This is a genomic window from Helicobacter kayseriensis (assembly GCF_021300655.1).
Taxonomy (GTDB): Bacteria; Campylobacterota; Campylobacteria; order Campylobacterales; family Helicobacteraceae; genus Helicobacter_G; species Helicobacter_G kayseriensis.
The window spans coordinates 41,957-65,742 of the sequence record NZ_JAJTNB010000004.1 but is presented as its reverse complement, the minus strand read 5'-3'; the positions used below and the strand labels follow the sequence as shown (position 1 = coordinate 65,742).

The following is a 23,786-nucleotide window of genomic DNA, read 5'->3' as shown; positions in this document are numbered from 1 at the left end:
ACCTCCTAAAACTGAATTTTTCTCTAAAAATATTCAACGTTAATTCTACAACACAAACCCTATTCCTGCTCTTTAATGTAATCTAAGGCCGCTGCGATATCCTCAAAAACAAATGGAGTATATTTCTCCAAATCTTTTTGATACTTCCCCCTTACTCCTATCCCAATCACACCAGCATTCTGGGCAGCCTGCATATCAAACAATGTATCTCCGATCATAAAAACTTTAGATTGACCATAATCAATCCCCTCCAAAGCCTTCAAAATAGGCTGTGCACTGGGTTTTGGCTCCTCTGTATCTTCAATCCCAACAATGGTAAAAAAATACTTTAATATTTTAAGATTTTCTAAAATCTTTTCTGAAAAGAAATGTGATTTGGATGTTACAACGGCCATTTTATAGGTATTTGGCAGTGCTTCTAAAGCCTCCTTTACCTTTGGTAACAAATGAGTCTTTTCTAAAAAAACTTCGCGATAATAACCTCGATAAATCTTAATGCATTCATCGATTTTCTCATTTATTACACCCATTTTCAAAAACATATCTGAAAGAGTCATTCCAATCAAGGCACAAACCTCATCTCTGCGCTCATCTAAGTCAATCCCATAAAACTTGGTCGTTTTCAAAAAACTTTCCAAAATCGCATCCGTTGAATCAATCAATGTTCCATCCAAATCAAACAACAATATCTTTTCTTTCATTTTGCAAAGACTCCTTTTTTAAATTCATACCTCAAAACAATACTTGCAACAAAGATTGTTATCACAGAAGCAAGAGGATAAGCACTCCAAATCCCAATTTCTCCAAAATATTGTTTTAGAAGAGGGAGAAAAATAGGCGTTAATATAATGGTATAACAAAGAGTAATTAATAATGCGCCCCATGGACGTTGAATGGATTGCAAAAAAATAGAACTTACCATATTAATCCCCAATGCAAGGTAGGCGACAAACCAAATCTTCATCACAAAAGCAATATCAGATATTAGCTCCACATCCCTCAAGCCAGCTCGCTTTGAATCTAAAAATGCACGCGCAAACTCTTCTCCAAACATATAGAACAATCCATAAACAACAAAGCTAACAGCAAGAGTAAAGAAAAGCCCAAAACGATAAACTTCTTTTACTCGCGCAAGCTGATTGGCCCCATAATTAAAACTTGAAATTGGCTGTATCCCCTGAGCAATAGAAAGTAAAATTGTAAAAAATATAATTCCCCCATACATTGTCACTGTATAAATAATCACCCCTCTCTCCCCGATGGCTTGCATAAGTGTCACATTATAAAGCAACATAACAATCCCTGCACTCATTTCTGAAACTGAAGCGGGGATTCCATTTTTGGCTGAAATCAAAACATCTTTGAGACTAAAATTTCGCACAAAAGATAAATCTCCCTTTTTCTGCACAAAATGAGATAGCAGAATCACAATAGCAAGAGTGTTACCCAAGATTGTAGCAAGGGCACTTGCTCTTATCCCTAAATCCATCACAAAAAGAAAAATATAATTAAAAATTACATTACCCAAAGCAGCGATAATCATAGAACTCATCGCTAGCACAGGTCTTTTATCATTGACAACAAACATATCCAAAACAGGATGCAAGAACATAATAAAAGCACCAAGAAAAATAATTTCTAAATAATCCACAACCATTTTTTCAATCTGAATGCTTGCGCCCAAGAACAATGCAATCTCACGCGTCCACAAAAAAAGCACAACACTTATGCATAGCCCCAAAATCAAGACAAAATAAATAATGGAGCTAAATATTTTTTTCGCTCCTTGTATGTCTCCCTTTCCAAGATAATAAGAAATCAATGATGAACCGCCAATTGCAAAAAGAAGCTCGCAAGCAACCAGCATGGGAAAAACAGGCCATGTAATGCCAAGAGCAGCTACAGTATTTTCACCTAATGCATGAGCAACAAAGAAGCCATCTACGATTGCATGAGTACTCATTGAAAGCATAGAAAACAATGCGGGCAAGAAATAATAAAAGAATAATCGCACAATTGAATCGCGCTTTAAATCAACACTTTTCATCGCAAATTTTCTAACCAAAGATCTCTATTGCGCGCTGTTTGTCTTCTAGTGTATCAATCCCTATGCTTTGAGTTTTTACAAGCAGAGTTTGGATTATTTTTTGATTCCAAAGTGCCCTTAATTGCTCCAACTTTTCAACTTCCTCAAGGGGAGATTTGGGCAGAGTGCAAAATTCCTGAAGATGTTTATTTTTAAAAGCATAGATTCCCAAATGTCCGTAGTGCAAAGCATTTGTATTTTTTTCTCGATCAAAAGGAATGGGTGCTCTTGAAAAATACATTGCCTGTTGCTTAGAATCCAAAACAACTTTAACTAAATTTGGATCTTGAATTTGATCATAGGCAATTTCCTTGATACAGGTCCCCATAAACGCGCAAGAAGTTTTCATCATTTCTTTCAAATTTTGCAAGATTTTTGATTCTAAAAAAGGCTCGTCTCCTTGAACATTGAGAATTATCTCATCTTGAGAGACACCAAGCTTTCTTGCGGCTTCAGCACAACGATCTGTCCCGCTTAGATGATTGGAATCTGTCAAAACAGATAAAATCCCATAATGCTCACATACTTCTTTAATTTCAACAGAATCGGTTGCAACACATACATCATCAACCTCTTTTGCCATCATTGCAGTGCGTACTATCATTGGATATCCCAAAATATCAGTCAACATTTTTTGAGGAAAACGCGTGGAATGTAATCTTGCAGGAATAATAATCATTGGATACTCCCTAAAACAACCAAAGAAGTATAACAAGAGAAAGATGGTGCCGAAGGTCGGACTCGAACCGACACAGGGTTGCCCCTACCAGATTTTGAGTCTAGCGCGTCTACCAGTTTCACCACTCCGGCATTTTAAATCTATAACTAAAATAAAGTATGGTGCGCTGAGCGAGACTCGAACTCGCACGAGTTTCCTCACTACCCCCTCAAGATAGCGTGTCTACCAGTTCCACCACCAGCGCAAGACCCCCCCCCTTTTTTTTTATCTAATTAAATAAATGGATTTGCATAGAATGCAATGATTGCCAATACAAGAGTATAGATAACTTGAGCTTCAATCAATGCCAAAGCAAGAAACATTGTTCCTGTTAGCTTTCCACCTACACTTGGATTTCTAGCAATTCCTGAAATTGTAGCTGAAGCTGTATATCCCATCCCCAAAGCTCCACCAAAAGCAGCAATCCCCAATCCAACAATAGCTCCCAACACAGAATAAGCCTTAATCATTGCCTCATCGCTAGCAAAAGCAACTCCCAAACAAACAAACATCAAAAAGAATACTTTTTTCATTTCAATTTTCCTTTTCTATTTTTGGCTTTCGGATCAGACCCCTACTAGCACAAATTAAAAGCGCGATTTTAACAAAAAAACAACTTTTTTACAAGAAATCAGATCAAATCAAGCTCAATTTTGTTCTGCCCAATTGCCAAAATTCTACAAGAAACAATATCCCCAACACAAAGCTCTGCTTTTTTTGCACGCATCTTGCTAATATGCAACAAACCATCACCGCCATTAGGCATCTCAACAAATGCCCCAAAATCTACAATTTTTTTAACACACCCTTCAAATTCCATCCCAACGCTATAGCAAGAAAAGTTTTTTGATTGATTCTTTTTCAAAAGCTCTAAAATGTATTCTTTGGCAGATTCCAAACGCTCTCTCCCCAATCCACTTATCCTCACCTCACCGATTGTTCGATCCAAATCAATATTTACCCCAAGGCGCTCAATAATCTCTTTAATAATTTTTCCACCTTGTCCAATAATCTCTACCATACGATCCGCTGGCACGTCAAAAGAAATAATCAAAGGAACAATCTCTTCATTGATCTGAATTTTGTTTCGAGCTTCCTGCATAATATCTAAAATATGCAACCTTGCTCTCTTTGCTTGATTGAGAGCTTGCTTTAAAATCCCTAGATCAATCCCTCCAAGCTTAATATCCATCTGTAGTGCAGTAATGCCATGTCGCGTACCAGCAATCTTAAAGTCCATATCCCCACAATGATCTTCCAATCCCATAATATCAGTCAAAATCGCAAAATCATCACCCTCCTTTACCAGCCCCATTGCCACACCAGCAACCATATCATAAGTCTCCACTCCACTTGCAAGAAGAGCCAAAGAACCTCCACAAACTGTAGCCATCGAACTAGAACCATTTGATTCTAAGATTTCAGACACAAGCCTAATCACTCGTCGATCCTTGATGCTTGATTCTAGGGCTCTTTTTGCCAAATTTCCATGTCCAAGCTCTCTTCTTCCTGGAGCACCAATCATACTCGCCTCACCCACACTAAAACTAGGAAAATTATAATGCACCATAAAGCGCTCTTTGGATGATGTTTTATCTCCCAAAAGCTCATAGCTTTGGGCATCATTATCGCTACCAAGAGTAGATACAACCAAAGCCTGTGTTTGCCCCCTCTTAAAAAGACAAGACCCGTGCGCACAAGGCAAAAGATTTGTCTCAATCGCAATCTCTCTAACCTCATCCAATCTTCGACCATCAGCACGCTTTTGTTCTTTGAGAATCATTTCGCGCAATCTTCTTTTTTTACAAAACTCAAGAGCAGAAACAATCTCTTCAAAACTCCAAGCAACACTTCTTTGTATCTCTAAAGCAAGCTTGTGGAGCTGACTAGCCCTCTCGCTCTTTGCCATTTGCTTCAAAGCAGAATCTAGAGCTTCATAATAATTTTCCCAAACAAAATCCACAATTTCTGCATTTAAATTTTCAACAGATATATCAAGCGCCATTGGAGAATGAATACTATTTTGAAAAGCTTGCATCATCTGCTGTGATTTTTGAGCGATCGCCGTTTTTGCAACCTCAATCGCCCGATAAAGCTCCTCTTCACTCAATTCATTTGGTGTTTCTCCTTGCATACTTCGCATCTCAATCATCAAAATATCTTCATTGCAACCTGAGATATATAAATCCAAACTACTTTCTTGAAGATCTTGCATACTAGGATTTATTATGAAAGCTCCTTGTTTTTTACCGATTCTAACCGCATTGACAGGGTAATTAAATGGGAGTCCAGAAACATATAAAGCACTTGAGGCAGCTTGGAGAGCACACACTTGGAGATCACTTACCCCATCATAACTCAAAACAATTACACTGATTTGAGTAGGATAAGCATACCCCTTTGGAAACAATGGACGCAATGTGCGATCGATAATGCGAGATGTAAGAGTTTCAAAATCACTAGGCTTGCTTTCACGCTTAATAAATCCTGAAGGAAATTTGGCATTAGCATAGGTCTTTTCAATGTATTGGACTGTAAGAGGCAAAAAATCTTCGCTAATTGTTTTATCCTCATCAACAGCAACGCTTGCCAACAAAATCGTCTTGCCATGACGATACCACACTGCTCCACAAGACTGCTGAGCAACCTTTGTAAAATCAAAACTTTCATTCATATGTTCCGAACAAATCACAATCTCACTCAAACCACAACTCCATTAAATTAAAATATTAAATTTTATCCTACAAAAACGATGCCTTAAAAGACAATAAATCAACATCCGCACTCAATAAATCTCGATAATAATAATGAGTTGAAACAAAATATTGGGGATTGAGCACATAATAAATCTGATCGCACCTTTCAAGCAAAAACGAATATATGCCCTCAGATAAAACAGGAGAAGCGACAGAAATGCTTCTACATCCACTCTTAATACATGCCCTAATTGCAAGTTCTACTCCAAATCCAATTTCAATCCCCTCATCAACAATCAAAACATGTTTATTAGACATGTCCTTCATCTCTTCTTCGCCTCGAATCTTTTTTTGCCAAGAGCGGATAACGCTTTGATAATTTTTCTTTGCCAGATCAAACACTTCATCATTAGAGATTCCAAATGAGGAAATCAATCCATCATCAACCACAACATCCATCATTTCACTCACAAAAGCAATGGAGCATTCTTTGTTTTCAGGGGCCCTAAGTGCAGCCACCAAAAGATACTCCACTGGGATTCCAAAATATTGAGCCACCTTTTTTGCAAGGACTGCTTCTTCCCTAAAAATCCCCATAACAAGCGTATTGCTTAAATCAATTAAATTGATTTTTGCTACTAGTTGCTCTAATGCATCATCAACATTTTTAAAGTATCCTCTCAAATCTTCCATTTCTTTTCCTATTTTTTAAAGCGATAAGAGGCGCCAACTTCACCGAGTGGAACAACCCTAAACTGCACCTTAATATAATTATTTGTCACAGTTTCAATAGGCTGGTTAACACGATCTGTGATGATTGGTGTAAACTCTTGTCCAAAAACAAAAGAAACCCCAAAACACCGAATATCAGTCGATAATGTTAGTGTCCAGTCCTTAACGCTTTTATTGATAAAATCAAAATTCATATCCCCACCCAATGCAAAATAACCAAAATCATTTTTCAACGAAAAGTTCAAAAAATTTGCATCCGTATTGATGTTGTTAGAAACAAAAACATTCTTATAATAATAGCCAATTGAGCTATCCACTCGCCATCGCGAAAATGTAGCCTTCACTGAAGCCTCTTCAATTGCATCGTGCAAAAAAGAATAATACAAGGTGCCTTTTATGTCTAAGCCCTCAATTGGCGAAGATCCAATCTCATTTTGCATGCTTGAAGAAAAAAGCAGATCTCTTGATTCTAAATTAAGTTTTTGAGACACATTGTAATAAAAGATCGCTCTCCCCTGAGGCGTATAAAAATATTGAGAAATTCTAGCCTCAAACACGGGCTTATTGGCCTCAAAGTCGACCACAGAAATAGGATTCCAAAGATTATAAATTTGCTTGTTCCCGCTCAATTCTTGCGCATATGCTTTATAAATTGATGTATCAAACATTGCTGAGTTGTAACGATAGTAGGGACCATTCACTTTAGCTTCAAATTGCATAACATGCAAGAAATTTTTATAATCCCTTGCAATATCAGAAGTCACACTTGCTGAATAATTAGCTGTGAAAAAGTTGGCGGTTTTATCAGCCTTGATTCCTCCTGGAACGCGCATATCTTGATTTTGATAAAAATTTACATTTGTAAAATTCAAGTCTGTCCCAACACCAAAAGAGACATAATCTCCAAAAAGAGGGAATTCCAAACCAATAGGGAGGATAATGGAATTTTTGACATAGCTATATCCCCTTTGACGCGCAACATTGCTTGTTTGCACATCAATAGAATACATCAGATTCTTCCAATAAAGCGAATCTAAGAATTTGTGATATTGCACCTCTGGCAGAAGCTGAAAAGTCTCTTGATTATCTAGGCTCGTAAAATCAAAAAAATACTTATTATAAAGTCCCACATAATGGTCTTGAGACTGGAAAAAATAGCTCAATTTAGAAACATTAATCCGATTTGTGACTTTTTCTCCAACATTGTCAATTCTCAAATAATCAATATCATTCATATAAGAAAAATCAAGGAAAAAACCATCTTGTAATGCAGAACTAGGGTTATCAATCACTAACCCCTGACTAGTAAAGTATTTAAAATTAAATCCATAAACATGCTGATTCTTGACTGCATGTTTTTTGGCGTAATTATTAAAGTTATAAAGATACTTTGTTTGAAATGTAAAAAGATCGTTCTTGGGAGTTGCCAAACGAAATTCTCCAGAAAAACCAGCTCCTCTTGCTGATCGAATCTGGGGACTTAGTGTCATATCCCAAAATTCTTGAGGAGCGATGTAAATAGGCTGTTCATAATAAAATCCCTCTTGGTCAAGATATGCGACATTAGGATATAGCAAACCACTTTTTCTTTCATTTTTTGTACTAAAACTCAAATAAGGGATATATAAAAATGGTATCTTCCCTAAATAAGCCCTAGCATTCCACAATGTTAAAACATTATTGTTTTGATCAAAACTCCCAGAACTTACATCTAAATGCCAAATAGGAGATCCAATATCACATCCAGAAATTGTCCCCTCCCTAAAATAATAAACTCCTTCCTTAGAATTTGCCTCTGTGGCACTAATCCACAATCCTGTCTGATTATTTTGGAGATAAACAGAAGAGAGAGTAAATTGATCTTGATTAAAATCTAGCTTAATTTTTTTTGCAGAGAGCAAAAGATTACTTCCCTGATAGATCCTTGCCTCCCCTTCAATAAAGGCTGTTTTACTCTTTTGATTGTATTTGAGATCTGGGGCAGAAATATAATAATCGCCATTGATTAGAACAACATTGCCTTTTGCAAAAATTTCATCCCCAACCCTTTCAAGTTTATCTGCCGTCATTTCTCCAATCTGAGATTGATTTTGTTTGAGGATAGAGCTTTTTGAAAAAAGAGGCACCAAACAGCAAAGCAATAAAGCAAATCTTTTAAGCATTTTTAATCACAATAGTCTGAGCCGTATAATCATGAAATGCTTGCAAAAAAGGTGAGAAAAAAACGAATACATAAGGAATATAACCAAGATGCTCACTTATAGTCTTAACTACTGCTCTATTCAAAGAACATAAAAAATTTGGAGAATCCAAAACAGAAACATTCACAACACGTATTTTTAAAAGCATCTTCCCAAGTGTCCCGCCATATAAAAACAAAAAAATAGTCTCATAGATCACATTTAAAATAATTAATTGCCAAATCATTTTCAAAATCAAGGCAACAATAGCAGAATAATTTCCTTGGCACTGAGAAAAAGCATCCCAATAGATCACAATAAGAAGAAAAGCAATGATATTTTTATCAATCAAAAAAGCAAAAAAGCGGGCAGAAAGTGGGGCCAATTCAATATCTTCACGATATAACGTTTCTTCTAAATTCATATTTTTTCCATTTTGACATAGCCCAAGTGCTGCTACCCATCGATGCGTAGCCTAATAGCACTACTTATAGGGCCAAGAGAAATTTATTAGGCAATAAATCCTCGTCTAAAGACTGCAAGCGGAAAAATCGCACACAAAACCTACTACTCAACCCAAAACTTATTCTTTTTAACAGACTAGCATATACTGGGAAACACATATCACTTGAGCAGGTGTAATTATAAAATAAATCTCAATAAATCGATTTAATTTTCCAAAAATACAAACCATAACTTCCAACTAACCAAATCACTGGCAAGGCAACCAAAGTAACAAAGGGTGCCAAATCTGCAAAAATCTGTACAAGAACAAAAAACAACACCACCGAACAAATAATATAAAAGGCTGAAAAGTTTTTATGATATCGAGGATTTGCCACCCCAATCAGAGGAACCAAAAATAAACTCAAAAACGGAAAAATGGCCATCAAAATAGCTTTAGCAAACTTTCTTCTTTTGCTATGGCTCTCTCCGCTCAATCCCTCAGACCAATACTCAACCAAATCATATCCACTCAATGGAGCTTCTCCTACACGTGTTTTGATTTTGGCCTCTTGAAATACAACACTCCGAAATTGTTGATCTTTTTGTGCAATATAGGATTTGCCATCATATAGTGTTAGAGCAAAAATTCCTCCATCATTTGTAATCTTCCCTTCTTTAGCGCTAATAAAGTTTTCAAAAGCCATGCGATTAATAGAGAACAAAACAAGATTCTTGTAAGCACGGTTTTCTACACTTTCTACATATACAAGCCAATCTCCTATCTTTTGACCAAACTCCCCTGCTCTAAGATTAATATCAACATCAACCTTCTTGCGTTCAATAAAATTATCAAAAGCTCTTTTTGACACAGGAACAGCACCCAAGGAGAAAACTAGAGAGGAAAAACAAACAATCACCGTAAGAGGTAAAAAAGTTTTGATCAAAACACTAGGCTTAACCCCCAAAGAAAAGAAAACCAACATTTCATAATCATAAGAAAGGCGCGAGATTGCCAATGCACATGAGGCAAAAAATGTAATAGGAATGATGAAGGAAACTGTATTGGGAAGGGAATACAAAAACAAATAAGCCAAATCAGAAAATGTAAGCTTAATTGCATAGCTTGATCCAGCAATTGTGATAAGCAAGATTACAGAAGACACAAAAAAAAGTACAGCAAAAAAAGGGAAAAAGATTTGCGAAAAAGCCCACAAAAAATATTTTTTATACAAAATTTTCTCCAAACTTTACATAAACCAAAATCAGCACAAATGCAAGTGTCAGAAACACCACAAAAGGGACTTTAATCCCAGATAAAGCAATCTCTTTTCCCTTGAGTGCAAAAAGACTAATAAGCAAAATATACCCCATAGCAATCACACAGGCCAGAATAATCAAATAAAGGCTTAAATCAATCAGAACAATAGCTCCCATCGATGCAAAGACAATAATATCTGCCTCTCCTAAAATTTCTTTTTGAAACACAAAATTTCCAAAGATTCTTAAAATAGAAAGCCCGCCAGCTACACAGAAAGCTGAAATCAAATGTTCAGCCCTCAAATCTCCCAAATAATACAAACCTCCAAAAACTCCAAAGAAGCATAAAAAATTTATCCAATCAGGAACCGCAAGCATAATAGAATCAATATAAGACATGACAAACAACAAATACAAGATTCCCGCTATTAAACAGGCATAAGGTGTGACTCCATAAAGCACGACAACAAAAACAAAATCTGCAAAACAAAACAATAAACAAGCTATTAGACTTTTTGAACAAAAAATTTGAAGAAGCATTGATTTGTTTTTTTGATTTTTTTGCAGAGTATAAAACGCGATCATTGCATTTGCAATCACTCCTCCTACCAAAACCCACAAGCAAACCCAAAGCCAATCTTGCGCCTCCAACAAGGCAAACTCAGACCACAAAACATCCATCACGACTCAAGTCCAATCTTAAGATAATTTCGCATTTCTCTAATCTCATCAAGACAGATTTCTTGATGTACAATTCCCCTTTTTCCATCTTGATACACTCTTCCAAAAGGTGAAATAATAGCACTTCCCTTAGATGATCCCTCATTGCCCCAATCGCTAGCAATCACAAAAGTCTGATTAAGAATAGCCAAGGATTGGGAAAGCACCTCAAAATGCTTTTTTCTTGCCTTATCCCATTGAGCCAAAACAAAAACCATTTCAGCACCTTGAACCTTTTTCCACACATCTAAAAATCTCAATTCATAGCAATTAATTGCAGCGCACCTTATGCCATCAATATAGAAAAAATCCATATCTTCAAGTCTGCCCTGAGCAATAAACTCTTCCTCGTTATTGAGTGGAAAGGCACGTGTTTTGGATTGAGAATAGAGAATTTCACCATTTTGAATCACTTTGATATTGTTATAAAACTTTCCTTCAATTTTTTCAATGACAGAAGTGATTAGCGTGTGATCAAAGATGCTTTCTTTGTAGCGCTCAAGTGCATATTGAGAAAAAATGCTTGCCTCTTCAAGACGATGAAAATCAAAACCAGTCAGACTCAGATTTGGAGTGCAAACAATAGAATCCTTAATGCACCGCCTAGAAAAATCCAGCACACGCTCTAAATTTGTTTCAAAACAATTTTTGACCTTAAATTGCAAAACATAGATTTTCTTATTTTTAGAAGTCATCAAAACTGATACTTCCCTTGGCATAGTTTGTTACTTTTGCCTCAAAAAAGTTCGTTTTTTGATCATTAAAACTTGAAAACTGATCCACCCATTTAATAGGATTATGAGAGCCATAAATTTTTGGCATTCCAACATGAGCAAGACGATCATCAGCCAAGTATTGAATATATTGACGAATAATCTCACTTGTAAGGCCAAGAATCTGTCCTTGAGTGATATATTCTCCCCAAGCTACCTCTACTTCAACAGCTTTTTTAAACATCTCCACTACCTCTTCTTCTAGGCTTTTTGTAAAAAGATCTGGACGCTCTTTTTTGACAGAATTGATCATGTTTTGAAATAAAAGCAAATGCGTCACTTCATCACGCTGAATAAACCTAATCATCTGTGCACTACCAAGCATCTTCCCCGATCTTGCCAAAGTATAAAAATAACTAAAACCACTATAAAAATAAATCCCCTCCAAGATTTGGTTGGCAAACATTGCCTTTACCAAATTTTGCTCTGTTGGATTCTTAGCAAGCTCCATATACACATCAGCAATATGATCATTTTTGGATCTAAGTTGCATATCTACACGCCACATATCATAGATTTCATCTGTATTGGCAGAGATTGATTCCACCATAACCGCATAACTCTGAGAATGCAACGCCTCTTCATAAGCCTGACGCACCAAAATAAGATTAATCTCAGGACTTGTCATATAAGGATTGACATTGTCAATAAGATTATTAGTTTGCAATGAATCCATAAAAATCAATTGTGCCAAGGCTCGGTCATATCCAAGCTTCTCTTGTGTCGTAAGACCACCATTATAATCTCGCTTATCAGCATTCATATTAACTTCTTCAGGGAACCAAGTGTTAGCAAGCATGACTTTCCAGAGATTATAAGCCCATTGATATTTAATTTTATTGAGATCAAACATACTTGTTGGATCCCCTCCAAAAATTCTCCTTTCATTAACGCTTTCTATTGAATTTGGATTGTAAATTTTTTTACGCTCAACCTTTTCCATTGTTCTCTCCTTTCAATGTTTTTGTAAATTTTCTTTGTAATTTAAAATAGTGACAGCAAGAACTCTAATTAATTTTTGAGTAAGAATCATTGCGATTAAAAATTCTAACTATATCAAATTTATACTTTTCCTTCTCGAATTCTTTGATACAATTTCACCTTTCAATAAACATCAACTCAATTGTCTATTGAATAAGCGGGAGTGGCGAAATTGGCAGACGCACCAGACTTAGGATCTGGCGCCGCAAGGCGTGGAGGTTCAAGTCCTCTCTTCCGCACCACTTTTCTTTTAATCAATTCTAATCTTCTCTTATAATTTACATACACACTTCAAGGAACATTATGCAAGAGATTAAAATGCAACTTGTTAGCAACTACAATAATATATCAATACAATCATGGCTCAAGCAATCAAAAAACAACAATTGCTTATATACAAATTATTTTTCAAAACAAATTACAAGCTGTCTTTGGTCGATTGCATTTCTTTTTATAATACAAAATATTACCCACCCCTCCTCAAAATTCCTTGCATGCATTTTTAAGAAGACTATCAAAATCATTCAAAACATATCACAAGAGAAAGAAATAGGAGAGAAACCAAAACCATCTTTAGAGATACAAAGCAATATCTTAGAAAGTTATAATTTTCTACAAGCCATGAGAGGAGAGATTATCAAAAACTTTTTGTCAAATTTTCTCTCTCCAAAAATAAGCGTTGTGTTTAAAGACCATAAACGATCCTTGATCCCTCATCTTTTACACAATTTCCAAAGAATCTATTGTTTATTCTTGCAACCCTATGGCTTATTTATAAAAATCAACAAGGAGAAATCAATATGAAAACAATCCTTTTAACCAATGATGATGGGTTTTTTTCAAAAGGTTTATTAGCCCTTCAAGAGGCATTGAAAGATTTGGCACGCATTGTCATCGTCGCTCCTGCATGTGAGAAATCAGCTTGTGGTCATGGCCTTACGCTTAATAAACCTCTCAAATTAATCCAAATTCAAAAAGATTATTACAAGATCGACAATGGAACTCCTGCTGATTGCATCTATTTGGCGCTTCACTCACTTTTTCCTACCCAAAAACCCGATCTTGTTATATCAGGTATTAATCTAGGATCTAATATGGGAGAAGATATCACATATTCAGGAACCGTTGCAGGAGCAATGGAAGGAGCGATCTATGGAATCCCCTCTATCGCAATCTCTCAGGTATTAAAAAATGCCGATAAAAATTATGAAGACTTTTCTCTTGCTCAAAAAACAATTCGCCACATTGTTACACAAATCTTTCAAACTTCTTTCCCACTCATTGATCGCAAAGTGCTCAACATCAACATCCCATATGCCAAAGAGAGCAATGGCTACAAAATCACTCAGGCAGGGTATCGCCTTTATGAGCATACAGCCCAAAAGAGCACAAATCCCAGAGGACAAGAATATTTTTGGCTTGGACTTCACCCACTCAAATGGAAAAATAGAACCAATGCAGTTGCAATGTCTGACTTTGAGGCAGTGCAAAATGGCTATGTCTCTCTCACTCCTCTAACTCTTGATTTGACGAGTTTTTCAGACTTAGAGAATCTTCAAGGATGGATTCAATGACTGCTGATCGCTACACCCGCTCAAGAATTATTTTTGGTCCGCATTTTGAAACAATGCAAAAGACAAAGGTGTTGATTTTTGGCGTTGGAGGAGTGGGAGGATATGCAATTGATGCCCTCTATCGAAGCGGGATTCAAAATCTCACTATCGTGGATAAAGATTCATTTGATATTACAAACCAAAATCGACAAATCGGTTCTGAAGCCATAGGACAGGTCAAAGTCGAAGCACTTGCAAAGCTTTATGATGGAATCACCCCTATCCATGCCCAAGTTGATGAAAGTTTCCTCCAAACGATAAATTTTGAAGATTTTGATTATATCGTTGATGCCATTGATGACATACAAGCCAAGATTCTACTAGCAAAAAAAGCTCACAAGAGGCGCTTTGGCACTTATATTAGCTCTACTGGGAGTGCCAAAAAACTCAATCCTCTTTTTATAAAAGTTTCAAGTATTTGGAAGAGTTATGGGGATAAATTTGCAAGAAAATTTAGAGAAAACCTCAAGAAGCAATCTTTTAAGGGAGATTTTAAAGTAATATTTTCTGATGAAGCTCCTCATTGTAAGGCTCTTGGGAGCTGCAATGTTGTAACAGGGAGCTTTGGGTTGCAAATTGCAAGTGAGATCTTACGCGATATTCAAACCACACACAAGGAGTAATTTAAAATGGAAAAGTTATTTTGCTATGAAGATGAAGATATTCTAGATTATCAAGAAGACTATATCGATGAAGAGGAAGATGAGGAAGGCGGATATTATCAGGGGTATGATGATGATGACTACCAAAATCCAGATAGTGAATATGAGGATGAGTAATGCAATCCAAAATCATTCCTACAGCACTCATTCAACACAGCTTTAAAGGCACAAAAGAAGAAACTCTTCAGTATATAAAAAACAAAATTTTAGAATCTGCACAGCTTGGCTCAAAACTCGTTTTGCTTCAAGAGCTTCATGCACAAGAGTATTTTTGCCAAAGTGAAAATGTTGATTTTTTTGATTATGCGCTGTCTTTTGAGGAGGATATAAGATTTTTTTCTTCTATTGCCAAAGAAGCACAAGTGGTTCTGGTGACTTCTTTGTTTGAAAGACGCAGTGCAGGTCTATATCATAACACAGCGGTTGTTTTTGAGACTGATGGGAGTCTTGCAGGAAAATATCGCAAAATGCACATTCCTGATGATCCTGGCTTTTATGAAAAGTTTTACTTCACTCCTGGAGATTTAGGTTTTGAGCCCATTCAAACCAGTGTTGGAAAACTTGGAGTAATGGTATGTTGGGATCAATGGTATCCAGAAGGAGCAAGGATTATGGCTCTTAAGGGAGCAGAGATGCTCATCTATCCTACGGCCATTGGTTGGTTCCCTCAAGATGATGAAGCAGAAAAAAATCGCCAAAGAGAAGCTTGGATTGGAGTACAAAGAGGCCATGCAATCGCCAATGGAATTCCAACTTTGGCAATCAATCGCGTAGGATTTGAGGAAGACAAAAGCGGTGTATTGCAAGGAATTCAGTTTTGGGGATCTAGTTTTGCCTTTGGTGCTCAAGGAGAACTTTTGGCAATGGGAAGCATTGATCAAGAAGAAATCATACAAATCCAAATTGATCTTGGTCGCAGTGAAGAAGTGCGAAGAATTTGGCCTTTTTTGCGCGATAGACGCATTGATTCTTATCAAGAAATTCTTAAAAGATACTGTGACTAATCCTGCGCATATCAAACATGTTTGATAAAATAATGAACTTCACAATTTATTGATATAAGGAAAAAATATGAAAAAACTAGCCTCTATTCTTTTGAGTGGTCTTTTTTGCTTTGCAACAGAAGCTCAACAAGAAAAAACAACAGGTCTCAAAATCAATGAACAAGCTAAAGGGGGGAATACTTACACGGGCTGTGGCCTTGGAAGTATGCTTTTTACAACAGATAATGCCTTTTTGCTCTCTTTTCAAGCCACAACAAATGGTCTTTTTGGGAATCAAACTTTTGCAATCAGCTCTGGAACCTCAGGTTGCGAAAAAGCAGTATTGGCACAAAATGATCGTGTAGAGGAATTTGTTGCATCCAATATGGATCAGCTTTCCAAAGAAGCTTCTATGGGAAGAGGCGAAGCCCTTGATACACTTGTTGAACTCCTAGAGATTGAAAATGCCCAAGAATTCAAACAAAAATTGCAAATCAATTATCATCTTGTTTATGCAACCAAAATGGTTCAAATGAATGAGGTGCTCAATCAAATTCAAACCCTTTAGTTTGATATTGGGGGGAATCTTTCTTCCCCTTTTTGTTTTTTCGAAACCTCCCACCTTTCAACAAGCTGATTTAAACAAAATCGCAAAAAGCAGAGAATGGAGAAATCTTCTTCATTTTGACAAAAGAAAAAGTCAAATTGATGATGAGCGGTTTTTCCTCTCTCCTTGGGGGAATACAGACCCAATGAGCGAGCTAAAAGCTACACTTCAAGCCTTTTATGCACCTATTCCCACCCAGCTCAAAGATCTTAATTCTAAAGCCTTGTCACTTTTGGAAGAATTTAATGCCCAAGAAAGCGGAATCTCAATGGGTGTTCAAGATATGCACGCTATCTGCAGATTCCCATCGCGTCTCAATTATCTCAGATCACAACTTCATTTACCCAATCTTCCAACGCCACAATGTCAGACCTTTGACAAACTTTATTCCAAAATCTCACCCAAATCCATCACGCTCATCTTTGCCTCAGGGCACATTAATTCTCCTGCATCAATGTTTGGGCACAACTTCTTACTTTTTAATTCCAAATACAACTCGCGCTTGCTCTCATATGCACTCAATTACTCTGCTCAAGTTGATGAGGCAAATACAAATGGCTTCATCTTTGCGCTTAAGGGATTAAGTGGGGGCTACAATGGACGATACTCGATCCTTCCATACTATGACAAAATCAAAGAATATGCCTATAGCGAAAATCGCGATATGTGGGAATTTGAACTCAATCTCACCCCCCAAGAAACCCTAATTGCTTATCAACACATTTGGGAGCTCAACAACATCAACTCAGATTATTTTTTTCTAGATGAAAATTGCGCTTCTAATCTTTTGTGGATTTTAGAGATTGCTCGTCCTAGCATAAACCTTCGCGATTCTTTTCCTAGCGTTGTCAATCCCCCACAAACTCTCCACATCATCCAAGATGCCAAACTTATTTCAAAAACCATTTATCGTCCAAGCAAACAAAATAAGATTCGCGCCTATGAAAAAATGCTCTCTCTAGCTGAGCTTTATCTTGTCAAACAAATCGCTAAAGGGAATCTATCCCCACAAGGTATTGCCACCCACCCCAACCAAATTCTCATCCTAGAGTGTTCAGCAGAACTTGTAGAGTTTTATTTTATGAAACAACAACTCAGCCTCAATCAATATCAAGAAATCGCTCACAATATCGCCAATGCAAGATCTAAACTTGGCACATCTCAAGAGATCGCGATCTCCGCACCTCCTTCCCCCTTGCAATCTCATCGAGAATTTTTGATCTCTCCTACATTTTTTACAAATACAAAAAATCATTTTTTAGGATTTGAAACGCGCTTCACTTATCATGGGATCGAAGATAGTTCAATAGGGATTCAAAAAGAAACAAGCATTGAATTTCTCAAAGCCCTTTTTGGAATCTCTTTAGAACAAAATCCAAAACTCTATCTCCAAGAAATCACCATCCTCAAACTCCAATCCCTCCCAACAATCAGCACACTCATTCATCCCATCTCTTACCAATTCCAAATGGGAGCTAGTCGAGATTTTCTCAATTCTCACTTGACCTTTTATCTCAATGGAGGAGTGGGAGCAAGTATGGCTTTAGGAGAACATTTCTTTGCCTATTATCTTTTTGAGCCCTCACTTTATATCTCCAAGATTCCACAAATTGCTGTGACTAATACCTTAGGAGGAGTATTTGAGGCTTCAAGATTCAAATTTCTCATCACTTATCACAACACTCTCTATCCACAAAACTTTTCATCAGAAAATTTCATCATCTCTAATGCACTCAAAGCCTCCATTAATCTCTCTATCAATTCTCACTGTGCCTTAAATTTCTCATCACATTTGATCTTTTTCAACAAATCACTCCCAACTAGAATGCTCCACAAGGCACAAATCCGAATCTACTTATAAAAGATTTAGGGCATAATTAGCCCTTTATTCTTGCATCTTAGAAAGGTTGTTTATGGACGGAAGATTATTTACTTTTGCGGGGTTAATCAACCCAAATCACGATTTTATTATCGGCTTTTATACGGTTCTTGTAGCTGTGATTATTTTAATTTTGGCAAAAATGGCTACAAGCAACCTTAAAATCATCCCCCAAGGACTACAAAACATTTTTGAATGGTTTATCGAAGGAACAATCAATGTAGCAAGCGATATTGTGAGCAGAGAAATTGCAGTCAAATACCTCCCTCTCACAGCAACAATTGCTCTTTTTGTTTTTTTCTCCAACGCCATTGGGATCATCCCTGGATTTGAATCCCCTACATCAAGCTGGAGCTTTACTCTTGTTTTGGCACTTGTTGTTTTCTTCTACTATCACTTTGAGGGCATTAAAACCAAAGGGATCGTAAAATATTTCGCGCATTTTGCAGGCCCTGTTCCTCTTTTGGCACCATTGATGTTGCCTGTAGAGATCATTTCTCACTTTTCGCGAATCATCTCTTTGTCATTCCGTTTGTTTGGAAATATCAAAGGGGATGATATGTTTTTGCTTGTGATGCTTATGCTTGCTCCTTGGCTTGCACCACTTCCAGCTTTTGCAATTTTGACGCTTATGGCATTCTTGCAAGCCTTTGTGTTTATGATTTTGACTTATGTCTATATCGCAGGAGCAATTTCTGAAGAAGAGCATTAAGCTCTTCTTTTGATCCACTCCTCAATCTCCCAATCACTTCTTAAAATCACATTAGCTTTTGCGCAATATGTTTTTGCTCTCAAGTCATAAAGTTCTTTGGCGCGATCATCAAAAAGAGGTCTGCAAACAGTATCTTGAATCACGCGCTGAGAAATCACATCAAATGGAAGATCCAAAAAAACCACTTCTCCCAAGATCCCTACATCCTGATAAGCACCAAAACCTCCTCCACAATCAATAATATGAGGCACACTTAAGTTTGCAATCTCAAAAAAGATTTCTTTTTCCTTGGCTCTAAAAAACTCCTCTCCATATTGATGAAAAATATCCACAATTTTCATTTGCATCAGATTCTCAATCCTACAATCTGTAGAAAAAATAGGCAAAGAAAATAGTGAAGCTAGCCTTTGAGCAAGCGTGCTTTTGCCACTTCCCATAAAGCCAATCAATACAAGATGGTGTTTCATATGATTTGAAAAGTCCTAAAGCTTACCTTAGGGTAAGAGTATAGCCCTTTTCATTCTGCCCCAAATCATAGGCATATTGTCCATCAAGCTCAAGGGAAATGCGATAATAGTTTTTATGCGTCCCCACAGAAATAACACGAAAAAATCGACGATCAAGAGCGATATCTTGATTGATAATTTCCTCTCCTTTCTGCAAATCAAGAATGATTCTAAAGGGTTTAGGCAAAACAAAAATTTGTTCAAGTTTATAAGGAGATGTGATTTGGATTGTTTTGCCAATGATTGTAAAACCAAAACTTTCTATCTTGTAGCTCACCGGTTTTTTAAGCTCTGCTTCTTGTATGTTTTGAATTTGCGATAAGCTAATGGGGTAGTGCCAATCAATATCTGAATCTATCTTAATTGTTTCTGTAGCGATACTACCATCAAGTTTTTGATATACAAATTGGACCTCTTTAAGAATCCTTGCTGTTGTGGGAAGATTTACCTCAACCTTTTCTAAAGGTTTAGTAATCGCCCCCTCAACACTCTGAGGACTTGTTTTGGGCGTCATTTTCAACTCAAAAGGATCTTCTCTTGCAAACAAAATCAAGGCTATTAAACAAATCATCTTTTTCATTTCTTCTCCTCACTCAATGGCTCTAAACCCTTAAGCTCAAAAATTCTTTTTTGCAAAACAACATTTTCTTTTTGCAAATTTTCGGCCTGATTCTCAAGAGAAATCTTCTCCTTTTTCAATTCCAACAAAACGCTCCAAGAATTGCTTCCAAATAACAAAAAAAATAAATATATCATCACCCCCAATCCACAGAACCCCAAAATAACAATCCTTTTTTTGGAACTTTGCGCTCTCTCTTCCTTTAGTTCTTCAAAGATTCCATCTAGATCTTCCCTTTCGTGCATTATGAGAAAATCTTCCACCCCAAATATTCACCCCCAGCAAGCTCCCTTTCAATTTCAATCAAACGATTGTATTTTGCCATCCTCTCACTTCTTGCTGTTGATCCAGTTTTGATTTCTCCACAATTCAAAGCCACAGCAAAGTCAGCAATAAAACTATCTTCACTTTCTCCACTGCGATGACTCATCACACAACGATACCGATTGCGTTGTGCTAGTCTCATCGTTTGCATACTTTGCGAAATGCTTCCAATTTGATTGGGCTTGACCAAGATTGCATTTGCAATCTTCTTTTCAATCCCCTCGCGTAAAATATCCACATTTGTAACAAACAAATCATCGCCTACAAGTTGTATTTTTTGACCCAATTTCTCTGTCAAAATCTTCCACCCACCCCAGTCATCTTCACTTAAACCATCTTCGATTGACACGATAGGATATTTAGCCACAAGCTTCTCATAATACTCAACCAACTCGCTTGAAGTCAGTTTTCTTCCCTCCCCTTTTAAATCATACAAACCATCTTCTCCAACCAACTCACTGCTTGCAACATCTAAAGCAATCGCGATATGTTCCCCAGCTCTATATCCTGCGCGCTCAACTGCTTGCAAAATCACCTCAATTGGCTCTTCATTGTTTTTTAGGTTAGGAGCAAATCCCCCCTCATCTCCAATAGCAGTTACCTCTCCCTTTTCAGATAAGATCTTTTTGAGATGTTGATACACCTCTGCAGAGGCCCTTAACCCCTCAGAAAAACTTTCAAATCCTAAAGGCATAATCATATATTCTTGAAAATCTACCGTATTGTCTGCGTGACTTCCACCATTGATGATATTAAGCATTGGAACAGGCAAAACACAAGCATTTGCTCCACCCAAATAACGATAAAGAGGCACTCCCAATGATCTTGCGCTTGCTCTTGCATAAGCCATGCTTACACCCAATATAGCATTAGCCCCCAAAGCAGAATAATTAAAAGTCCCATCAATCCCCCTCATTAAAGAATCAATTTTCTCTTGATTCCCTATCTCTGCGCCTATCAATGCCTCTCTAATCACTCCATTGACATTCCCACACGCTTTTTGCACACCCTTGCCCAAATATCTATCACCCCCATCTCTGAGCTCCAATGCTTCTCTTTTCCCCGTGCTTGCTCCACTTGGAACAATTGCACTTTCACGCACCCCATCACTTAGCTCAATTCCAACTTTCACTGTTGGATTTCCTCGACTATCCAAAACTTCAAATGCTTCAATATGTGTAATAATCGACATCATTTCTCCTTAGAGTTCTGTTTCATCAGGGAGAGGCATAATCTCATCTTGCCCCCCAATTTGTTCTTTTATCTTGTGGATAATTTCTTCACTGATTTGAGGATTTTCTTTGAGAAAGATCTTTGCATTCTCGCGCCCTTGTCCAAGCTTTGTCGCACCATAGCTCAACCACGCCCCACTCTTATCAATGATATCTAGCTTCACTCCATAATCAATGATTTCACCCTCCTTGCTGATCCCCTCGCCAAACATAATATCAAATTCTGCTTCTCTAAAAGGAGGAGCTACTTTGTTCTTGACGACTTTTGCCTTTGCTCGATTCCCAATTTGCTGTTCATTTTGCTTCAAAGTCGCAATGCGTCGGATATCAATTCTCACGCTTGCATAAAATTTCAGTGCATTTCCTCCTGTCGTCGTCTCTGGACTTCCATATCCCATCATTCCAATCTTCATCCGAATCTGATTGATAAAAATCAGAGTTGTATTCATCTTGTGAAGGACGCCCGTAATCTTACGCAAAGCATGACTCATAAGCCTTGCTTGCAAGCCCACATGTTGATCTCCCATATCTCCATCAATTTCAGCTTTTGGAGTCAAAGCAGCTACAGAATCAATAACAACAAGATCTACAGCTCCACTGCGTGTCAATGTCTCTAAGATCTCCAATGCTTGCTCGCCATTATCAGGTTGAGAGACCAAAAGATTCTCTGTATCTACCCCTAGCTTTTTTGCATAATACACATCAAGCGCGTGCTCTGCATCAATAAAAGCACAAATTCCTCCATTTTTTTGGCACTCAGCAATCACTTGCAAACTCAAGGTTGTCTTTCCTGAGCTTTCAGGTCCATAAATTTCTATAATCCTACCCTTTGGGATTCCCCCAATCCCCAATGCCATATCAAGCCCCAAAGAACCCGTTGAAATACATTCAATTTTTTCAACTTGCTTATCTCCCAAGCGCACCAAAGCCCCTTTTCCAAAAGCTTTATCCACCTGTTTCAAAGCAAGTTCAATTGCTTTTTTCTTCTGCTCATCAATGCTCATTGCAATCCTTCATGATATCTTTTCAATGTGATGATTGTATCTCAAAGAAAGGCTTTCAGTATGGGGTTTTTGGTAAAATCTAGACTTCAAATTAAATCTTAGAGGAACATTATGCGTGAGATTTGCATTGCACACAGTCCAGATGCTGATGATTTATTTATGTATTATGCGATTGTGTTTGGATGGGTAGATACGCCTTGTGCTTTTAAAAATATCGCACTGGATATTCAAACTCTCAATGCTCTTGCTCTTCAAAAATTCTATGCAGTGAGTGCAATTTCTTTTGGCGTTTATCCACTCATTGCCCAAGATTATGCCCTTTTGAGAACTGGTCTAAGCTTTGGGAAAGGATATGGTCCAAAACTCATTAAAAAGAAGGACAAGATTCTTAAAAAACACTTCAAAGTCGCACTCAGTGGAGAACATACAACCAACGCTCTACTCTTTCGCCTCAAATACCCTCAAGCAAGAATTATTTACAAAAACTTTTTAGATATAGAAACTGCTGTTTTGAGCGGTGAAGTTGATGCGGGGGTTTTGATCCATGAATCAATCCTTAACTTTGATGCATCTTTGAGTGTTGAGGCCCACTTGTGGGATATTTGGCTTGATCTTACAAAAAAAGAGCTCCCTCTTCCACTTGGAGGAATGGCTATTTCACGATCCATTCCCCTAATCCAAGCAATTGCCATTGAAGAATCACTCACCAAAGCAGTCAAAATCGCCACAACACAAAAACAAATCCTCTCAAAAATGCTCCTAGATCGCCATCTTGTTAGAGTAAATTCTAAAGATTTGGAGACTTATCTCAATTTGTATGCCAATACAGATTCCATTTCTTTAAATCAAACACAGCTAAGAGGGATTGAAAAGCTCTTTGAGCTAGGATATGAGGGAGGGTTTTATCCTCACAAAATCGATCCTCTTGATTGTCTCATTCCCTCAGAATATAAGCAGGTTCGCTACAACTAAGTCTTTATAGCTTTTGTTGATCAAATTTTTAAAATTAAATTTGATGATAAGACCTGCAAGATATAATTATAAAAACTCAAAAT

General features: G+C 37.2%; 25 protein-coding genes and 3 tRNA genes. 9 read left to right on the top strand and 19 right to left on the bottom strand.

All coding sequences use genetic code 11. The features are described from left to right. Positions 1-59: 59 nt before the first annotated feature. The 14 genes from LW137_RS04675 to LW137_RS04610 all read right to left on the bottom strand — a co-directional run bounded on the left by LW137_RS04675 (position 60) and on the right by LW137_RS04610 (position 12,552). A complete protein-coding gene (locus LW137_RS04675; protein ID WP_233033652.1) occupies positions 60-701 on the bottom strand; it encodes an HAD family hydrolase in 642 nt (213 codons plus the stop codon). Continuing rightward, complete coding sequence (locus LW137_RS04670) at positions 698-2,047, bottom strand: MATE family efflux transporter (protein WP_233033651.1); 1,350 nt, start codon at positions 2,045-2,047, stop codon at positions 698-700. Before LW137_RS04670 ends, LW137_RS04675 begins: the two co-directional genes overlap by 4 nt. A gap of 10 nt (positions 2,048-2,057) precedes the next feature. After that, positions 2,058-2,765 carry a 3-deoxy-manno-octulosonate cytidylyltransferase gene (kdsB, locus tag LW137_RS04665; protein ID WP_233033649.1) on the bottom strand — a complete coding sequence of 236 codons (708 nt, stop codon included), beginning with the start codon at positions 2,763-2,765 and terminating at the stop codon, positions 2,058-2,060. 44 nt (positions 2,766-2,809) lie between these two features. Then, positions 2,810-2,896 (bottom strand) — tRNA-Leu (locus LW137_RS04660). 28 nt (positions 2,897-2,924) lie between these two features. Continuing rightward, positions 2,925-3,009 (bottom strand) — tRNA-Leu (locus tag LW137_RS04655). A 28-nt stretch (positions 3,010-3,037) separates the two neighbouring features. Further along, positions 3,038-3,337: a F0F1 ATP synthase subunit C gene (locus LW137_RS04650; RefSeq protein ID WP_233033647.1), complete on the bottom strand. Its 300-nt coding sequence runs from the start codon at positions 3,335-3,337 to the stop codon at positions 3,038-3,040. Positions 3,338-3,435: 98 nt separating this feature from the next. Then, positions 3,436-5,478, bottom strand: a complete 2,043-nt coding sequence (locus tag LW137_RS04645) for a polyribonucleotide nucleotidyltransferase (RefSeq protein WP_233033698.1) — start codon at positions 5,476-5,478, stop codon at positions 3,436-3,438. A gap of 67 nt (positions 5,479-5,545) precedes the next feature. Next, positions 5,546-6,193, bottom strand: a complete 648-nt coding sequence (locus LW137_RS04640; RefSeq protein WP_233033646.1) for a phosphoribosyltransferase — start codon at positions 6,191-6,193, stop codon at positions 5,546-5,548. Positions 6,194-6,201: 8 nt separating this feature from the next. Continuing rightward, positions 6,202-8,358, bottom strand: coding sequence for an LPS-assembly protein LptD (locus LW137_RS04635; protein ID WP_233033645.1), 2,157 nt, complete (start codon positions 8,356-8,358; stop codon positions 6,202-6,204). A gap of 28 nt (positions 8,359-8,386) precedes the next feature. Continuing rightward, the gene (locus tag LW137_RS04630) at positions 8,387-8,836 is read right to left on the bottom strand and encodes an RDD family protein (protein WP_233033644.1); all 450 of its coding nucleotides are present in this window, start codon (positions 8,834-8,836) and stop codon (positions 8,387-8,389) included. 232 nt (positions 8,837-9,068) lie between these two features. Beyond that, on the bottom strand, positions 9,069-10,073 hold the full coding sequence (locus LW137_RS04625) for an LptF/LptG family permease (RefSeq protein WP_249207959.1): 1,005 nt from the start codon (positions 10,071-10,073) through the stop codon (positions 9,069-9,071). Between the two features lie 10 nt (positions 10,074-10,083). Beyond that, complete coding sequence (locus LW137_RS04620; RefSeq protein ID WP_233033642.1) at positions 10,084-10,797, bottom strand: hypothetical protein; 714 nt, start codon at positions 10,795-10,797, stop codon at positions 10,084-10,086. Then, positions 10,797-11,555, bottom strand: coding sequence for a carbon-nitrogen hydrolase family protein (locus LW137_RS04615; RefSeq protein ID WP_233033641.1), 759 nt, complete (start codon positions 11,553-11,555; stop codon positions 10,797-10,799). The genes LW137_RS04620 and LW137_RS04615 overlap by 1 nt, the downstream gene beginning before the upstream one ends. Then, positions 11,521-12,552: a ribonucleotide-diphosphate reductase subunit beta gene (locus tag LW137_RS04610; protein WP_233033640.1), complete on the bottom strand. Its 1,032-nt coding sequence runs from the start codon at positions 12,550-12,552 to the stop codon at positions 11,521-11,523. Before LW137_RS04610 ends, LW137_RS04615 begins: the two co-directional genes overlap by 35 nt. A gap of 195 nt (positions 12,553-12,747) precedes the next feature. On the opposite strand from LW137_RS04610, the gene LW137_RS04605 reads away from it, so the two are divergent. The 8 genes from LW137_RS04605 (at position 12,748) to LW137_RS04570 (ending at position 19,046) form a co-directional block, all read left to right on the top strand. Continuing rightward, positions 12,748-12,832, top strand: a tRNA-Leu gene (locus tag LW137_RS04605). A 558-nt stretch (positions 12,833-13,390) separates the two neighbouring features. Continuing rightward, positions 13,391-14,164, top strand: coding sequence for a 5'/3'-nucleotidase SurE (gene surE / locus LW137_RS04600; protein WP_233033638.1), 774 nt, complete (start codon positions 13,391-13,393; stop codon positions 14,162-14,164). Further along, positions 14,161-14,826, top strand: coding sequence for a tRNA threonylcarbamoyladenosine dehydratase (locus LW137_RS04595; RefSeq protein WP_233033636.1), 666 nt, complete (start codon positions 14,161-14,163; stop codon positions 14,824-14,826). The genes surE and LW137_RS04595 overlap by 4 nt, the downstream gene beginning before the upstream one ends. Positions 14,827-14,832: 6 nt before the next feature. Further along, complete coding sequence (locus LW137_RS04590) at positions 14,833-14,982, top strand: hypothetical protein (protein WP_233033634.1); 150 nt, start codon at positions 14,833-14,835, stop codon at positions 14,980-14,982. Beyond that, a complete protein-coding gene (locus LW137_RS04585; protein WP_249206160.1) occupies positions 14,982-15,869 on the top strand; it encodes a carbon-nitrogen hydrolase in 888 nt (295 codons plus the stop codon). Before LW137_RS04590 ends, LW137_RS04585 begins: the two co-directional genes overlap by 1 nt. 67 nt (positions 15,870-15,936) lie before the next feature. After that, positions 15,937-16,416, top strand: coding sequence for a DUF3015 family protein (locus tag LW137_RS04580; RefSeq protein ID WP_233033632.1), 480 nt, complete (start codon positions 15,937-15,939; stop codon positions 16,414-16,416). Further along, the gene (locus tag LW137_RS04575) at positions 16,385-18,316 is read left to right on the top strand and encodes an Lnb N-terminal periplasmic domain-containing protein (protein ID WP_233033630.1); all 1,932 of its coding nucleotides are present in this window, start codon (positions 16,385-16,387) and stop codon (positions 18,314-18,316) included. The genes LW137_RS04580 and LW137_RS04575 overlap by 32 nt, the downstream gene beginning before the upstream one ends. Before the next feature lie 52 nt (positions 18,317-18,368). Next, positions 18,369-19,046: a F0F1 ATP synthase subunit A gene (locus LW137_RS04570; RefSeq protein WP_233033628.1), complete on the top strand. Its 678-nt coding sequence runs from the start codon at positions 18,369-18,371 to the stop codon at positions 19,044-19,046. Here the strand turns inward: LW137_RS04570 and LW137_RS04565 are convergent. Genes LW137_RS04565 through recA form a run of 5 tightly spaced genes read right to left on the bottom strand, consistent with a single transcriptional unit; the run spans position 19,043 to position 22,731 of the window. Beyond that, complete coding sequence (locus LW137_RS04565) at positions 19,043-19,513, bottom strand: shikimate kinase (RefSeq protein ID WP_233033626.1); 471 nt, start codon at positions 19,511-19,513, stop codon at positions 19,043-19,045. The two genes, LW137_RS04570 and LW137_RS04565, sit on opposite strands and share 4 nt — an antisense overlap. A 22-nt stretch (positions 19,514-19,535) precedes the next feature. Further along, complete coding sequence (locus LW137_RS04560; protein WP_233033624.1) at positions 19,536-20,132, bottom strand: AMIN domain-containing protein; 597 nt, start codon at positions 20,130-20,132, stop codon at positions 19,536-19,538. Continuing rightward, positions 20,129-20,416, bottom strand: a complete 288-nt coding sequence (locus LW137_RS04555) for a hypothetical protein (protein ID WP_233033622.1) — start codon at positions 20,414-20,416, stop codon at positions 20,129-20,131. The genes LW137_RS04560 and LW137_RS04555 overlap by 4 nt, the downstream gene beginning before the upstream one ends. Further along, positions 20,416-21,687, bottom strand: coding sequence for a phosphopyruvate hydratase (eno, locus tag LW137_RS04550; protein WP_233033620.1), 1,272 nt, complete (start codon positions 21,685-21,687; stop codon positions 20,416-20,418). Before eno ends, LW137_RS04555 begins: the two co-directional genes overlap by 1 nt. Positions 21,688-21,696: 9 nt before the next feature. Continuing rightward, a complete protein-coding gene (gene recA / locus LW137_RS04545; RefSeq protein ID WP_233033618.1) occupies positions 21,697-22,731 on the bottom strand; it encodes a recombinase RecA in 1,035 nt (344 codons plus the stop codon). A gap of 111 nt (positions 22,732-22,842) precedes the next feature. On the opposite strand from recA, the gene LW137_RS04540 reads away from it, so the two are divergent. After that, on the top strand, positions 22,843-23,703 hold the full coding sequence (locus LW137_RS04540; protein ID WP_233033616.1) for a menaquinone biosynthesis family protein: 861 nt from the start codon (positions 22,843-22,845) through the stop codon (positions 23,701-23,703). The last annotated feature ends 83 nt before the right edge of the window (positions 23,704-23,786 follow it).

Excerpts from the sequence above, each read along its gene's own strand:
- LW137_RS04675 (WP_233033652.1), bottom strand. The coding sequence starts at position 701 with ATGAAAGAAAAGATATTGTTGTTTGATTTGGATGGAACATTGATTGAT.
- LW137_RS04670 (WP_233033651.1), bottom strand. The coding sequence starts at position 2,047 with ATGAAAAGTGTTGATTTAAAGCGCGATTCAATTGTGCGATTATTCTTT.
- kdsB (WP_233033649.1), bottom strand. The coding sequence starts at position 2,765 with ATGATTATTATTCCTGCAAGATTACATTCCACGCGTTTTCCTCAAAAA.
- LW137_RS04650 (WP_233033647.1), bottom strand. The coding sequence starts at position 3,337 with ATGAAAAAAGTATTCTTTTTGATGTTTGTTTGTTTGGGAGTTGCTTTT.
- LW137_RS04645 (WP_233033698.1), bottom strand. The coding sequence starts at position 5,478 with ATGAATGAAAGTTTTGATTTTACAAAGGTTGCTCAGCAGTCTTGTGGA.
- LW137_RS04640 (WP_233033646.1), bottom strand. The coding sequence starts at position 6,193 with ATGGAAGATTTGAGAGGATACTTTAAAAATGTTGATGATGCATTAGAG.
- LW137_RS04630 (WP_233033644.1), bottom strand. The coding sequence starts at position 8,836 with ATGAATTTAGAAGAAACGTTATATCGTGAAGATATTGAATTGGCCCCA.
- LW137_RS04620 (WP_233033642.1), bottom strand. The coding sequence starts at position 10,797 with ATGGATGTTTTGTGGTCTGAGTTTGCCTTGTTGGAGGCGCAAGATTGG.
- LW137_RS04615 (WP_233033641.1), bottom strand. The coding sequence starts at position 11,555 with ATGCCAAGGGAAGTATCAGTTTTGATGACTTCTAAAAATAAGAAAATC.
- LW137_RS04610 (WP_233033640.1), bottom strand. The coding sequence starts at position 12,552 with ATGGAAAAGGTTGAGCGTAAAAAAATTTACAATCCAAATTCAATAGAA.
- surE (WP_233033638.1), top strand. The coding sequence starts at position 13,391 with ATGAAAACAATCCTTTTAACCAATGATGATGGGTTTTTTTCAAAAGGT.
- LW137_RS04595 (WP_233033636.1), top strand. The coding sequence starts at position 14,161 with ATGACTGCTGATCGCTACACCCGCTCAAGAATTATTTTTGGTCCGCAT.
- LW137_RS04590 (WP_233033634.1), top strand. The coding sequence starts at position 14,833 with ATGGAAAAGTTATTTTGCTATGAAGATGAAGATATTCTAGATTATCAA.
- LW137_RS04585 (WP_249206160.1), top strand. The coding sequence starts at position 14,982 with ATGCAATCCAAAATCATTCCTACAGCACTCATTCAACACAGCTTTAAA.
- LW137_RS04580 (WP_233033632.1), top strand. The coding sequence starts at position 15,937 with ATGAAAAAACTAGCCTCTATTCTTTTGAGTGGTCTTTTTTGCTTTGCA.
- LW137_RS04575 (WP_233033630.1), top strand. The coding sequence starts at position 16,385 with ATGAGGTGCTCAATCAAATTCAAACCCTTTAGTTTGATATTGGGGGGA.
- LW137_RS04570 (WP_233033628.1), top strand. The coding sequence starts at position 18,369 with ATGGACGGAAGATTATTTACTTTTGCGGGGTTAATCAACCCAAATCAC.
- LW137_RS04565 (WP_233033626.1), bottom strand. The coding sequence starts at position 19,513 with ATGAAACACCATCTTGTATTGATTGGCTTTATGGGAAGTGGCAAAAGC.
- LW137_RS04560 (WP_233033624.1), bottom strand. The coding sequence starts at position 20,132 with ATGAAAAAGATGATTTGTTTAATAGCCTTGATTTTGTTTGCAAGAGAA.
- LW137_RS04555 (WP_233033622.1), bottom strand. The coding sequence starts at position 20,416 with ATGCACGAAAGGGAAGATCTAGATGGAATCTTTGAAGAACTAAAGGAA.
- eno (WP_233033620.1), bottom strand. The coding sequence starts at position 21,687 with ATGTCGATTATTACACATATTGAAGCATTTGAAGTTTTGGATAGTCGA.
- recA (WP_233033618.1), bottom strand. The coding sequence starts at position 22,731 with ATGAGCATTGATGAGCAGAAGAAAAAAGCAATTGAACTTGCTTTGAAA.
- LW137_RS04540 (WP_233033616.1), top strand. The coding sequence starts at position 22,843 with ATGCGTGAGATTTGCATTGCACACAGTCCAGATGCTGATGATTTATTT.